The sequence below is a fragment of the Janthinobacterium sp. PSPC3-1 genome, from assembly GCF_049896105.1.
Lineage (GTDB): Bacteria > Pseudomonadota > Gammaproteobacteria > Burkholderiales > Burkholderiaceae_D > Janthinobacterium.
Genome location: NZ_JAFCTQ010000001.1, coordinates 1 through 13,296 on the forward strand (window position 1 = coordinate 1; position 13,296 = coordinate 13,296).

A 13,296-nucleotide genomic window follows, 5' to 3' on the forward strand; every position below is an offset into this window, starting at 1 on the left:
TCGACACCTTCCTGGCGCAACTGCTGGAAGATCTCGGGACAAGAGCGATGTTCGCGATAACGCAACTGCCCCACGCGCAGCACCACATCGAAGCTGAATTCCTGCTTGGGTAACGCCCAGCGGCCTTCTTCCTCGGGATGGCAGACTTGATGGAAGCGTGGGCATTGGGCATTCTCGCAGCGGCGGATTTGCAAGCGCAGCTGGATCAGCCCATGCATCGTCACCAGCTTGCGGGTCTTGGTATATGTCGTCGGCATGCGCTGTGCGCATGCGGCGCAGTCGGCGCATTGAAGTGCCAGCGTGTACTGACACTCGGCTTCGCCACGAATAGGACGTCCTGACATGATCGCTCTCCTTGAGGAAGATTCCCATGCGACCTTGGACAGCAACGCGCTTCAATAGTGCCCGCGGGAGAGGTAAGCAGAATGTGCCGCCCTAGAAAAAAACCGCTCGGAAGCGGCTTTTTCAAGGAACTCGGATCGATTACTTGATCTTGGTTTCTTTGTACGTCACGTGCTTGCGTGCTTTAGGATCAAATTTCATGATCTCCATTTTCGCAGGCGTCGTACGCTTGTTTTTGGTGGTCGTGTAGAAGTGACCCGTACCGGCGGTCGATTCTAACTTGATTTTGTCGCGGCCTGATTTTGCCATGATAGCTCCCTTGTTCTGCTAATTAGACTTTTTCGCCACGAGCGCGCATGTCGACCAATACGGCGTCGATGCCGACTTTATCGATGACGCGCAGACCGGCGTTGGACAAACGCAGGGAGACCCAGCGGTTTTCAGATTCAACAAAAATACGACGATTTTGCAAGTTAGGCAAAAAACGACGTTTGGTTTTGTTGTTTGCATGGGAAACATTGTTGCCGACCATCGGCTTCTTCCCAGTGACTTGGCAAACACGTGCCATGGCGCACTCCTTAAAGACATTCCAAATTGGAAAAACGAGAGTATATCCAAAAAAATCAGATTTATCAATGACTTGCGAAAAACAATTGTGTCTTGTTGTGTTAAATGATTTAACAATTTGAGGCGCAGCTGTTTCCTGTCATGAAAAACCTTGTAAACTGACTTGTTTACTGCTAGGCAAGCAGCCCGGCTGGCGCGCGTATGTCCTTGTTTATACAGGTTAACTGCCGCAAACGCGCATGGACGCTAGAGTTGTCCGTGTTCGGCGAAGGAATGGACTTGCCGGCCTGCCACCACAAAGTGGTCGAGCACGCGCACATCGACCAGCGACAGCGCCTGCACCAGCGAACGCGTCAGCAACAGGTCCGATTCGCTGGGCTCCGGCGTGCCGGAAGGGTGGTTGTGCGCCAGGATCACGCTGGCCGCATTGTGCTGCAGCGCCTGTTTCACCACTTCGCGCGGATACACGCTGGTATGCGTCAGGGTGCCCCGGAACATTTCGCGTGTCGTGATCAGGCGGTTCTTGACGTCCATGAACAATACATGGAACGATTCATGGCCCAGGTTGCCCATGGTGATGCGCAGATAGTCCTTGACCGCATGGGGCGAGCTCAGCACCTGGCCCGATTGCAGGTCTTCGACAATCGCGCGCCGCGCCAGTTCCATCACGGCCTGCAGCTGGGCGAACTTGGCGCTGCCCATGCCGTGCACGGCCGAGAAATTGACCAGGCTGGCGCCGAACAGGCCGCGCAGCGAACCGAAGTGCTCGACCGTGTCGCGCGCCAGCTGCACCGCGCTCTTGCCACGCACGCCAGTGCGCAGGAAAACGGCCAGCAATTCCGCATCCGACAGCGTGTGCGCGCCGTCCTCGATCAGCCGTTCCCGGGGCCGCTCGCGGGCGGGCCAGTCCTTGATTGCCATATTGCTCTCCCGTGTAGTGCGGCAGGGACATCCTTTGACGACGCAATGGGGCGGGCGCGGCCAGTGTGGCTTACAATATCGTTTTGCATCAGTTATCTGAAAACATCACTATGTCCAACCAGCAACCAGCAGTCGTCACCAAAGCGGCCTACCTCACTCTGCATTATCGTCTTGCTACTGTGGACGGTACTGATATTGTCACTACCTTCAACGGAAATCCCGCGACCCTGATGCTGGGGCAGAACCAGCTGGCGCCGTTCCTGGAAGAGCGTTTGCTGGGCTTGCCGGAAGGCACGCACACCACGTTCGAGCTGGCCGCCAGCGAAGGCTTCGGCGAGCGCAACCCGGACCTGGTGCGATCGGTCACGCGCGCCACCCTGGACGAAAACTCGGTGCCGGGCGCCGACTACAAGATCGGCGACCTGGTCGACTTTGCCGCCCCTGGTGGCGGCCGTTTTGCCGGCGTCCTGCGCGAGCTGCGCGACGAATCCGCCCTGTTCGACTTCAATCACCCGTTGGCCGGACAGCCGCTGCGTTTTGAAGTCAAACTGATATCCGTGCTGTAAGGAGATGTCCATGGACAAGGAACTGTTACTGGCCCAGCCGCGCGGTTTTTGCGCCGGCGTCGACCGGGCGATCGAAATCGTCGAGCGCGCGCTGCAACAATTTGGTGCGCCTATCTATGTGCGCCATGAAATCGTCCATAACGCCTATGTGGTGGCCGATTTGCGCAACAAGGGCGCCATCTTCATCGATGACCTCGATGATGTGCCTTCTGGCAATACGCTCGTGTTTTCCGCCCATGGCGTCTCGAAAGCCGTGCGCGCCGAGGCCGAATCACGGGGCTTGAGCATCTTTGACGCCACTTGCCCGCTGGTCACCAAGGTGCACATGGAAGTGGCCAAGATGCGCCGCGAGGGCCGCGAGATCATCATGATCGGCCATGACGGCCATCCGGAAGTGGAAGGGACGATGGGACAGGCCGAGCAGGGCATGCATCTGGTGGAAACGCTCCAGGATGTGGCAGCCTTGCAGGTGGCCAATCCGGACAGCCTGGCCTATGTTTCGCAAACAACGTTGTCAGTTGACGACACCATCGACATTATTGCGGCCCTGAAACAAAAATATCCGAATATTTCCGAGCCTAAAAAAGGCGACATTTGCTACGCCACCACCAACCGCCAGGAAGCCGTCAAATTCATGGCGCCACAGGTGGAACTGGTGATCGTGGTCGGCAGCCCGAACAGCTCGAATTCGAACCGCCTGCGCGAAGTGGCCGACAAGATGGGCACGCCTGCCTACATGGTCGATAACGCCTCGCAGATCGACCCGGCCTGGCTGGACGGCAAGCTGCGCGTGGGTGTCACGGCCGGCGCCTCGGCGCCCGAGGTGCTGGTGCAAGCCGTGATCGACCGCCTGAAAGAGTGTGGCGTGAAGAGCGTGCGGCCGCTGGACGGCGTGCAGGAGGCCGTGACCTTCCCGATGCCGAAGGGCCTTGATGGGGTGAAAAGGGTGGTGGAGCAAGTGAGCTTTGGAGAGACTCCGGCATAAAAACTGAATTTAATTTGTTGGTTTCGATATTATTCCAAGCTAAGTTTTTGCAAAAGATCGTTATGATGGTCGCAAGCTTGAGTATGTTGTCGTTATGACTAAGCACGGGTGCGCACGTTTTCAGTGCATGCACCAGGCTGGTGAGAACGGTCCAAGGATGGCACTGCAGGAATTTTTCCTTCGGTGCCGTTTTTTTATCGGCGGCGGCATGGCGAGCGGACGGTGTTCCCGAAAAATGCAACGATAGGGCAATCTGACATGGATACATTCATCCAGCAAATCATTAACGGCTTGGTGCTGGGCAGCATGTACGCCTTGGTCGCCCTCGGTTATACGATGGTGTACGGCGTCCTGAACCTGATTAACTTCGCCCACGGCGACGTGCTCATGATAGGCGCCATGGTGGGCCTCGCCATCCTGAAGCTGCTGGGCATTTATGTGCCGGACTGGCCCGGCTATTTGAAACTGGCTACCGCCATCCTCGGCGCGATTCCCGCCTGCATCCTTGTCAATATCATCATCGAGCGGGTCGCCTACCGCCGCCTGCGCAACGCCCCCCGCCTCGCTCCCCTGATCACCGCCATCGGCGTGTCGATATTGCTGCAAACCTTTGCCATGATGATCTGGACCCGCAACCCGCTGCCGTTCCCGCAATTGCTGTCGACCGACCCGATCCATATCGGCGGCGCCGTGATTTCGCAAACGCAAGTGCTGCTGCTGGCCCTGGCCGCCATTTCCATGGGCTCGCTGGTGATCCTGGTGGAAAAAACGAAAATGGGCCGCGCCATGCGGGCCACGGCGGAAAATCCGCGCGTGGCCGGCCTGATGGGAGTCGATTCCGACAAGGTCATCGTCGCCACCTTCGCCATCGGCGCCGCGCTGGCCGCCGTGGCCGGCGTGATGTGGGGCGCCAACTATGCTTCCATCCAATTTTCCATGGGCGCGATTCCGGGCCTGAAGGCGTTCTGCGCCGCCGTGCTGGGCGGCATCGGCAATATCTACGGCGCCATGATAGGCGGCATCCTGCTGGGCATAATCGAAAGCCTGGGCGCCGGCTATATCGGCGACCTTACCGGCGGTTTCCTCGGCAGCCACTACCAGGATATCTTTGCCTTTATCGTGCTGATCATCGTGCTGACCCTGCGTCCGTCCGGCATCATGGGCGAACGCGTGGCCGACCGCGCCTGACGTCATTAGGAGATAGATAACATGGCACTACTCGATTTCGACGTCAAGAAGAACCCCACCAAAGCCTGGGCCGGCATGGTGGGCCTGGCCGCGCTGCTGATGATCTTCCCATTCTTTGCCGCCCAGTTCGGCAACTCGTGGGTGCGCATCATCGACATGGCGCTGCTGTACATCATGCTGGCCCTGGGCCTGAATATCGTGGTGGGTTTTGCCGGCCTGCTGGACCTCGGCTATATCGCCTTTTATGCGGTGGGCGCCTACCTGACGGCGCTGCTCGCTTCGCCCCAGTTCGCCATCCTGCTCGAATCGGTGATCAACCAGTATCCCGTGTTCGGCGAGTCGCTGGTGCAACTGATGGGGCCGGAGATCCGCGAGAACGGCATCCATCTGTCGGTGTGGGTGATCGTGCCGCTGGCGGCAGCTGTCGCCGGCCTGTTCGGCGCGCTGCTGGGGGCGCCGACCCTGAAACTGCGCGGCGACTACCTGGCCATCGTGACCCTGGGCTTTGGCGAGATCATCCGTATTTTCATGAACAACCTGAACGACCCGATCAATTTCACCAACGGGCCGCAGGGCATCAACCTGATCGATCCGATCCGTGTGTTCGGCGTTAACCTGGCCGGCGAGGCGGGCACCAACAGCACCGTGATGGTGGGCGGCTTTTCGATGCCGTCCGTGAATGCCTATTACTTCCTGTTCCTGTTCCTGTGCATCGCCGTGGTGTTCATCACCAAGCGCTTGCAGCATTCGCGCCTGGGCCGCGCCTGGGTCGCCATCCGCGAAGACGAGATCGCCGCGAAAGCCATGGGCATCAACACGCGCAATGTCAAACTGCTGGCGTTTTCCATGGGCGCCTCGTTTGGCGGCGTGGCCGGCGCCATGTTTGCGTCGTTCCAGGGTTTTGTGTCGCCGGAATCGTTTTCGCTGACCGAATCGATCGCCGTGCTGGCGATGGTGGTGCTGGGCGGCATCGGCCATATCCCCGGCGTGATCCTGGGCGGCGTGATCCTGGCCTCGATTCCCGAACTGCTGCGCCATGTGGTCGAGCCGGCCCAGCAGGCGCTGTTCGGCAAGGTGGTGATCGAAGCGGAAGTACTGCGCCAGTTGCTGTACGGCCTGGCCATGGTGCTGATCATGCTCAATCGCCCGGCCGGCCTGTGGCCGTCGCCGAAGAGCGAAGACCGGCCCGACCACGACGTCGACCAGCCCAACAAATCGACCGATGTCGTGTCGGCTTAAGGAGAACGGCTTGAGCGAACAGATCATTCTCAATATCGCCGGCGTCAACAAACGCTTTGGCGGCCTGCAGGCGCTGACCGATGTCGGCATTACCATCAAGCAAGGCCAGATCTATGGCCTGATCGGCCCCAACGGCGCCGGCAAGACGACGTTTTTCAACGTGATCACCGGCCTGTACCAGCCCGATACGGGCACCTTCGAGCTGGCCGGCAAGCCGTACTCGCCGTCGGCGCCGCACAAGGTGGCCAAGGCCGGGATTGCCCGCACCTTCCAGAATATCCGCCTGTTCGGCGACATGACGGCGCTGGAAAACGTGATGGTGGGGCGCCACGTGCGTTCGCACCAGGGCGTGTTCGGCGCCATCTTCCGCCACAAGGCGGCGCGCGAGGAAGAGGCGGCTATACGCCGGCGTTCGCTGGAGCTGCTGGAGTTCGTCGGCATTGCCCAGTTCGCCAACCGCACGGCCCGCTTTTTGTCCTACGGCGACCAGCGCCGCCTGGAAATCGCCCGCGCGCTGGCCACCGACCCGCAGCTGCTGGCCTTGGACGAACCGGCGGCCGGCATGAATGCCACCGAAAAGCTGGCCCTGCGCGAGCTGCTGGTGAAAATCAAGGCCGAAGGCAAGACCGTGCTCCTGATCGAACACGACGTGAAACTGATGATGGGGCTGTGCGACCGCATCACGGTACTCGAATACGGCAAGCGCATCGCCGAAGGCTTGCCAGCCGACATACAAAAAAACCAGGCCGTCATCGAGGCTTACCTGGGAGGATCGCACGCATGAGTAATGTTTTAAAAGTGGCGGGCCTGAGCGTGGCCTATGGCGGCATCAAGGCCGTCAAGGGCATCGACCTGGAAGTCAACCAGGGCGAACTGATCGCGCTCATCGGCGCGAATGGCGCCGGCAAGACGACGACCCTGAAAGCCATCACGGGAACTTTGCCGGCGTGCAAGGTCGAAGGCACGATCAGCTATATGGGCGAGTCGCTCAAGGGCAGCAAGTCGTTTCACCTGGTGGAAAAGAAGCTGGCGATGGTGCCCGAAGGGCGCGGCGTGTTTACCCGCATGTCAATCCGCGAAAACCTGATGATGGGCGCTTACACGCGCACGGACGTGGCCGGCATCGAGGCCGATATCGGCCGGTGGTTCGACGTGTTTCCGCGCCTGAAAGAGCGTGCCGCGCAGATGGCCGGCACCTTGTCGGGCGGCGAACAGCAGATGCTGGCGATGGCGCGCGCGCTGATGAGCCACCCGAAACTGCTGCTGCTCGACGAGCCGTCGATGGGCCTGTCGCCGATCATGGTCGAGAAGATCTTCGAGGTCATCCGCAAGGTATCGGGCGAAGGCATCACGATTCTGCTGGTCGAACAGAATGCGCGCCTGGCGCTGCAGGCGGCGCACCGCGGCTATGTGATGGATTCGGGCCTGATGACGATGAGCGGCAATGCGGCCGACATGCTCGACGATCCGCGCGTCAAGGCCGCCTATCTGGGTGAATAGTCTTTGCCCATAAAAAATGCCCCGGGAGACCGGGGCATAATGGCATCCGTGGGGAAGTACGGGGTGGATGCCTGGAGGAGCTGGTTCAGCTGGGCCGCCGTGGCGGCCCCGAGTCAAACGTCGCTAATTAGTTGCTGGCAGCGTGCGGTGCGGCTTTTGCAGCGGCTTGCGTGAACTGGCTGACGGCCGATGCCAGGTTCGCTTCGATGGTTTCCACGGCTTGCTTGCTGCTTTTCGTGAACTGCTCGTAACCTGCATTGGCGTTGCCGATGGCGCTTTTGAAGATGGCGACCGCGTTTTCCGAGCCGGCTGGCGCGTTCTTGGTGACTTCTTCGACCAGCGAGATGACCTTGCGGTTGGTTTCGGCGATTTGCGATTCAGCAGCTTTGCTGAATTCGGCTTGTGCGCCGGACGTGATCGCAGCCAGGTGACGGCCGTAGGCGATGGCTTTTTCAGCGGTCGGCTGGGCTTGGGCAGCGGTCAGCGAGAAGAATTCTTGTGGATCCTTGGCAGCCAGCAATTGCTTGGTGGTCGCGGTCGACTCTTCCAGGGTGGCTTTGGCGGCGGTCAGGTTCAGTTCGACGATTTTTTCGATGCTCTCAAATGCCTTGCCCGTCAGCGACGAGAACAGGGCGAATTGGGCTTCCAGGTTGGATTTGGTGGCGGACGAGAATTGCTCAGGGATTGAAAACATTGTGAATCTCCAAAATATTAAAATCTGGTTAATTTGATGCTGCGTTTGCCATAAAGGGGGAAGCAGTTGACTCTGTTTTATCTAGCTGAACAAGCAATTGTGCAACGCAACAAACCCTATTCTACGGTGAAAAAAAGTTAAGTCAAGCGAATTTTGTGCGTTGCAACAATTGAATAGATTTGGGTCAAAAGTCATTGTTTCTAAAGATTAATTTTTGATTCTTCCAGATAATTATTTCCTGGAAACTGGCCTCTTCGGCCTCCTGCGGCACGCCGGGCGGCGCAGCATGCTAGACTTGATCTTCCGCACTGGCGCCAGCCCACGGTGCCGCCACGTTTTCCGAGCCTGTTCATGTCCAATCTTCCCGCCGCGCCAGGCGCCAGCAATAAGCCCGTTTTTCCCGCCAGCCTGGCGCCGATGGCCTTGCCCGCTTTCTTCGTCCTGTTATGGAGCACCGGTTTTATCGTCGCCAAGTTCGGCCTGCCGTATGCGCCGCCGCTGACGTTTTTGCTGCTGCGTTTCCTGGGCGTGCTGGTGATCCTGCTGCCGCTGGTGCTGGTCTTGCGTGCGCCGTGGCCGGTCGGGCAGTTCCGCCAGATCGCCGTGGCCGGCATCCTGATGCAGGCCGGCTACCTGGCTGGTGTGTGGTGCGCGATCAAGCTGGGCATGCCGGCTGGCCTGTCCGCCCTGATCGTCGGCATGCAGCCGGTGCTGACGGCCTGCGCCGCACCTTTGATCGGCGAATCGGTGCGCCCGCGCCAGTGGCTGGGCCTGTTTTTCGGCCTGCTGGGCGTGGCGCTGGTGGTCTACGCCAAGATCAACCTGGTGGGGCTGACCGTGGAAAGCGTGCTGCTGTGCGTGTTCGCGCTGCTGTCGATGACGGCCGGCACCATGTACCAGAAACGCCATTGTCCGCAGTTCGACCTGCGCACCGGCACCGTCGTGCAATTTGCCGCCTCGATCGTTGTGGTGCTGCCGTTTGCCTTGTATTACGAAGGCCTGGATTTTGCTTTCAGTAGCGTGCAATGGACCGGCAACTTTATCGGCGCCTTGCTGTGGTCGGTATTGGTGCTGTCGATCGGCGCCATCTTCCTGTTGTTCGCACTGATACGGCGCAGCGACGCCACCAAGGTGACGGGCTTGCTGTATCTGACGCCGCCGACCACGGCCGTGATGGCCTGGCTGATGTTTGGCGAAGCATTTAACATGTTGGGCATCGCCGGCATGCTGGTGGCCGTGATCGGCGTGGTGTTTGTCGTCAAGAAATGACACCCATCACGGTTCAGGCAAGGAAACGCATAATGAAAAGGAAATTCATTTGCTCATCAATAATGCTTTGTGTTTCATTGCCGCAATAAATACTGTCTCAACTGTTAAATAGGCTTGCGATTACTCTGCATTTCGCTACACTGCAATAATGCAACAGCTTCACGGGGAAATATTGAATGGCTAAGTTTAAACTCGCGCTGGGCTTGCTGGCTTCCCTGCTGTTTGCGCTGGCACCGGCTGCTGCCGTGCACGCCAAGGAAGCAGCCAGCAAATCGTCAGCTGCCAAGAAACAGAATAACAAGAAAGTCAAAGTCGTCGTGCGCAAGGGCGCCCGCGCCACGGGTACGCGCGCGATTGCTGCGCCGCGCGAGAAAGCCGTGCGCCGCGTGGTGACCGTGCGCGGCAAGCGCAAGGTCATCTATCAAAGAGTGACCAGCGCCGCCGTGCCGATGGCCGCGCCGATGCCGACCATGGGCGACCTGGCCGGCCTGAACCTGACACGCGATCCGCTCGACCTGAAGTCCAGCGTGGCGCTGGTGCTCGACCAGAGCAATGCGGAAGTCCTGTTCGAGAAAAATTCCAATGTGGCCCTGCCGATCGCCTCGATTACCAAGATGATGACGGGCCTGGTGGTGGTCGAAGCGGGGCAGGACATGGAAGAAGTGCTGACGATCACGGACGACGATGTCGACCGCGCCAAGTTCAGCAGCTCGCGCCTGAAAGTCGGTTCACAATTGACGCGCGGCAATATGTTGCATATCGCGCTGATGAGTTCGGAAAACCGCGCCGCGTCCGCCCTGGGCCGCAACTATCCGGGTGGCCTGCCGGCCTTCGTGAACGCCATGAACGCCAAGGCGCGCAAGCTGGGCATGAACGACACCCGCTATGTCGATTCGAGCGGCTTGTCGAAAATGAACGTGGCCAGCGCGCATGACCTGGCCAAGCTGGCCATGGCCGCCTTCCAGCAACCGCTGCTGCGCCAGTTCTCGACCGATCCGAAAGCCATTGTCGAAGCGAGCGGCCACCCCATGCAATTCGGTAACACGAATCACCTGGTGGCCAATCCGGGCTGGGACATCGGCTTGCAAAAGACCGGATTCATCAACGAAGCGGGGCGCTGCCTGCTGATGCAGGCCGTGATCGAAGGGCGTTCCGTGATCATGGTGTTCCTCGACTCCAAGGGCAAGCAGTCGCGTACGGCCGATGCCGGACGGATGAGGAAGTGGCTCGAAGCGCTGAAACCAGGCAACTTGGTTCTTCCAGGCGGTTGATTACAAAGGCAGTTTTCATTGTAATGCCGTAAGTTAATCTGTCCGATGTATTAAAAGCAAGGCGTAAAAATGGCGGGCCGGAGACGCAGGCCCGAGAAAATGCCGATGGCGGCGTTGCAGCTCCTCGCCGACCATGCGTACTGTCTTCGTCGCTGCGCCTTGCCCTCGACATTTTTCAGGCCCGCTTGGCCCAAGATGCCTATGCGGACGACTGGGGTTTTAATCAGTTTGGTGGTGTGCTTGTGGGGCGGGGACGTTAATTTTAATTCTGCGGCATAAAGCCCAGCGTCACCGAAATCTGGTTCGCCGTTTCCACCAGATCCTCCAACCACTCGTCCTGCAGCCGGTCGGCCGGCGCCGAGATCGACAGGCCGGCGATCAGCTTGCCCGAATCATCGCGGATGCCGGCCGCCATGCAGCGCACGCCCAGTTCCAGCTCTTCATTGTCGCGCGCATAGCCGTTCTCGCGCACCTGGCTCAGCTCGCGTTCCAGTTTCAGCAAATCCGTGATGGAATTCTTGTTGTGCCCGGCCAGGCCGGTGCGCGTGGCATAGGCGCGGATCGCTTTCGGTTCATCGACCGATAAGAACAGCTTGCCGGTCGAGGTCAGGTGCAGCGGGCCGCGCCCGCCGATGGCGCGCACCACTTGCATGCCGGAACGCTCCGAGAACGCCCGGTCGATATACACGATCTCGTCGCCCTGGCGTACCGACAGATTGATGGTTTGCTGGGTTTTCTTGTGCAGCTGGCGCATGAAGTCGAGCGCCGCTTCGCGCACGCTGAGGCGGCTTTTCACCACATTGCCCAGCTCCAGCAGGCGCATGCCCAGCCGGTAGGTGCCCGGCTCGATGCGGTCGACAAAGCGCGTCAGTACCATGTCGTTCAGGATGCGGTGGGCGGTGGACGGGTGCAGGCCCGAGACCTTCGACAATTCCTTCAGGCTGACCGGGTCGCTATATTTGGCCAGGGCGTCGAGCAGGGCGACCATGCGCTCGATCACCTGTATCGTCGTCTTCGGCGCTGCGACGGGTTCAATTTTCATGATGGATTTGGTGCGATGCAGTATTCATGCCGTACTTTATACCATGATGTGAAAGAGGGGAATGCCCGCTGTGGCTTTGCAGGAAAAATTGTCACAATTCCTATTGTGCCAAGGCATAATCAAACTCCCTTATCGGCCGGAACACGAAAATCCATGCAACCAGTAAATGAATTCAAAAGCAAGAGCGGCTTGAAACGCATCTTTTCCGCCTTTTTCTATTCCATCGACGGCTTGAAAGCGGCCTGGCGCGGCGAGCATGCGTTCCGCCAGGAACTGGGCCTGTTCGTGGCCGGCACCATTATCGCCTTGCTGCTGAGGGTGTCCGCGTTTGAAAAACTGGTGCTGATCGGCGTGCTGCTGCTGGTGCTGATCGTCGAACTGATCAATTCCGCGCTGGAAGCGGTGGTCGACCGGATTTCGCTGGAGCGCCATGAACTGTCGAAGAACGCCAAGGATTTCGGCAGCGCCGCCGTGCTGCTGACCTGCCTGCTGGCATTCGCCACCTGGGCGGTGGTGCTGTTCAACCGCTTTTATTGATGGCGCATCTCCGTTGAGTGCCATCCATATACGAAAATCGCATATCAAATGGTGAAACGCTTCGTTCTCTTTATGATCGCAGGGCCGTAATCTGGTGGCTCTGAAAGCTTAACCACACGGGGATCATCGATGTTGTCGAAAAAATTAATCATTGCCGCCGCCATCAGCGCCTTTGCCATCCTGCAAACCGCGCAAGCTGCCGATATCACTTTGCTCAACGTGTCGTATGACCCGACCCGCGAGCTGTACCAGGACGTGAATACGGCGTTTGCCAAGGAATGGAAAGGCAAGACGGGCGACAACGTCAAGATCAAGCAATCGCATGGCGGTTCCGGCAAGCAGGCGCGTGCCGTGCTCGACGGCCTGGAAGCGGACGTGGTGACCCTGGCGCTGGCCTACGACATCGACGCCCTGGCCGAACGCAAGCTGCTGGCGGCCGACTGGCAGAAGCGCCTGGAGCACAACAGCTCGCCTTATACCTCGACCATCGTGTTCCTGGTACGCAAGGGCAACCCGAAAGGCATCAAGGACTGGAACGACCTGATCAAGCCGGGCGTGTCCGTGATTACCCCGAATCCGAAAACCTCGGGCGGCGCCCGCTGGAATCACCTGGCAGCCTGGGGCTATGCGCTGCGCCAGCCGGGCGGCAACGAAGCCAAGGCCAAGGAATTCCTCGGCAAGCTGTATAAAAACGTGCCGGTGCTCGACTCCGGCGCCCGCGGCGCCACCACCACCTTCGTCGAGCGCGGCATCGGCGACGTGCTGATCGCCTGGGAAAACGAAGCCTACCTGGCCGTCAAGGAACTGGGTCCGACCAAGTTCGACATCATCACGCCGTCGATCAGCATCCTGGCCGAGCCGCCGGTGGCCGTGGTCGACAAGGTGGTCGACAAGCGCGGCACCCGCAAGGTGGCGGAAGCCTATCTGCAATACCTGTACACGGATGAGGCGCAAGACATCATCGCGAAAAACTACTACCGTCCTGCTTCGCCGAAAGCGGCGCAGAAATACGCCAGCCAGTTTGCCAAGGTCAATCTGTTCACCATCGAGCAGGTCGGTGGCTGGACCGCGGCGCAAAAGGCGCACTTTGCCGACGGCGGCATCTTCGACCAGATCTATCAACCGAAGTAATCATGACGGGCGGGCGCCAGCCTGCCCGGCTTTGATCGCATTGA

At 59.3% G+C, this 13,296-nt stretch carries 15 protein-coding genes and 1 pseudogene; 10 read left to right on the forward strand and 6 right to left on the reverse strand.

Annotated features, from left to right (window positions below):
- The 4 genes and pseudogenes from ACP7B7_RS00005 to radC all read right to left on the reverse strand — a co-directional run.
- Positions 1-344, reverse strand: a pseudogene (locus ACP7B7_RS00005) (hypothetical protein); the annotation flags it as partial.
- Between the two features lie 139 nt (positions 345-483).
- Positions 484-651 carry a 50S ribosomal protein L33 gene (gene rpmG, locus ACP7B7_RS00010; RefSeq protein ID WP_010400929.1) on the reverse strand — a complete coding sequence of 56 codons (168 nt, stop codon included), beginning with the start codon at positions 649-651 and terminating at the stop codon, positions 484-486.
- Positions 652-673: 22 nt separating this feature from the next.
- Positions 674-910, reverse strand: coding sequence for a 50S ribosomal protein L28 (rpmB, locus tag ACP7B7_RS00015; RefSeq protein WP_010400928.1), 237 nt, complete (start codon positions 908-910; stop codon positions 674-676).
- A gap of 245 nt (positions 911-1,155) precedes the next feature.
- A complete protein-coding gene (gene radC / locus ACP7B7_RS00020; protein WP_426075357.1) occupies positions 1,156-1,830 on the reverse strand; it encodes a RadC family protein in 675 nt (224 codons plus the stop codon).
- Positions 1,831-1,940: 110 nt separating this feature from the next.
- Here radC and ACP7B7_RS00025 point away from each other — a divergent pair, with 110 nt between their 5' ends.
- From ACP7B7_RS00025 to ACP7B7_RS00050, 6 genes are all read left to right on the forward strand, one after another.
- Positions 1,941-2,396 (forward strand): FKBP-type peptidyl-prolyl cis-trans isomerase, encoded by a 456-nt coding sequence (locus tag ACP7B7_RS00025; RefSeq protein WP_426075358.1) that lies wholly within the window; start codon positions 1,941-1,943, stop codon positions 2,394-2,396.
- Between the two features lie 10 nt (positions 2,397-2,406).
- A complete protein-coding gene (gene ispH, locus ACP7B7_RS00030) occupies positions 2,407-3,381 on the forward strand; it encodes a 4-hydroxy-3-methylbut-2-enyl diphosphate reductase (RefSeq protein WP_426075359.1) in 975 nt (324 codons plus the stop codon).
- A gap of 258 nt (positions 3,382-3,639) precedes the next feature.
- Entirely contained in the window at positions 3,640-4,569 is a 930-nt protein-coding gene (locus tag ACP7B7_RS00035; RefSeq protein WP_426075360.1) for a branched-chain amino acid ABC transporter permease, read from the forward strand.
- Positions 4,570-4,590: 21 nt separating this feature from the next.
- On the forward strand, positions 4,591-5,808 hold the full coding sequence (locus ACP7B7_RS00040) for an ABC transporter permease subunit (protein WP_426075361.1): 1,218 nt from the start codon (positions 4,591-4,593) through the stop codon (positions 5,806-5,808).
- 10 nt (positions 5,809-5,818) lie between these two features.
- Positions 5,819-6,592, forward strand: a complete 774-nt coding sequence (locus tag ACP7B7_RS00045) for an ABC transporter ATP-binding protein (protein WP_426075362.1) — start codon at positions 5,819-5,821, stop codon at positions 6,590-6,592.
- Positions 6,589-7,308, forward strand: a complete 720-nt coding sequence (locus tag ACP7B7_RS00050; protein ID WP_308924826.1) for an ABC transporter ATP-binding protein — start codon at positions 6,589-6,591, stop codon at positions 7,306-7,308. The genes ACP7B7_RS00045 and ACP7B7_RS00050 overlap by 4 nt, the downstream gene beginning before the upstream one ends.
- A gap of 127 nt (positions 7,309-7,435) precedes the next feature.
- Here the strand turns inward: ACP7B7_RS00050 and ACP7B7_RS00055 are convergent, their stop codons facing one another.
- Entirely contained in the window at positions 7,436-8,002 is a 567-nt protein-coding gene (locus ACP7B7_RS00055; RefSeq protein ID WP_308924827.1) for a phasin family protein, read from the reverse strand.
- 351 nt (positions 8,003-8,353) lie between these two features.
- Between ACP7B7_RS00055 and ACP7B7_RS00060 the strand changes: the two genes are divergently transcribed.
- Positions 8,354-9,271 carry a DMT family transporter gene (locus ACP7B7_RS00060; RefSeq protein WP_308924828.1) on the forward strand — a complete coding sequence of 306 codons (918 nt, stop codon included), beginning with the start codon at positions 8,354-8,356 and terminating at the stop codon, positions 9,269-9,271.
- A 176-nt stretch (positions 9,272-9,447) separates the two neighbouring features.
- Positions 9,448-10,542, forward strand: coding sequence for a D-alanyl-D-alanine endopeptidase (gene pbpG, locus ACP7B7_RS00065; RefSeq protein ID WP_308924829.1), 1,095 nt, complete (start codon positions 9,448-9,450; stop codon positions 10,540-10,542).
- A gap of 262 nt (positions 10,543-10,804) precedes the next feature.
- On the opposite strand, the gene ACP7B7_RS00070 is transcribed toward pbpG, so the two are convergent.
- Positions 10,805-11,584 (reverse strand): IclR family transcriptional regulator, encoded by a 780-nt coding sequence (locus ACP7B7_RS00070; RefSeq protein ID WP_308924830.1) that lies wholly within the window; start codon positions 11,582-11,584, stop codon positions 10,805-10,807.
- A 153-nt stretch (positions 11,585-11,737) separates the two neighbouring features.
- Between ACP7B7_RS00070 and ACP7B7_RS00075 the strand changes: the two genes are divergently transcribed.
- Together ACP7B7_RS00075 and ACP7B7_RS00080 are read left to right on the forward strand one after the other, a co-directional pair.
- Positions 11,738-12,121, forward strand: coding sequence for a diacylglycerol kinase (locus tag ACP7B7_RS00075; RefSeq protein WP_308924831.1), 384 nt, complete (start codon positions 11,738-11,740; stop codon positions 12,119-12,121).
- A gap of 129 nt (positions 12,122-12,250) precedes the next feature.
- Positions 12,251-13,252: a sulfate ABC transporter substrate-binding protein gene (locus tag ACP7B7_RS00080; RefSeq protein ID WP_308924832.1), complete on the forward strand. Its 1,002-nt coding sequence runs from the start codon at positions 12,251-12,253 to the stop codon at positions 13,250-13,252.
- Positions 13,253-13,296: the final 44 nt, after the last annotated feature.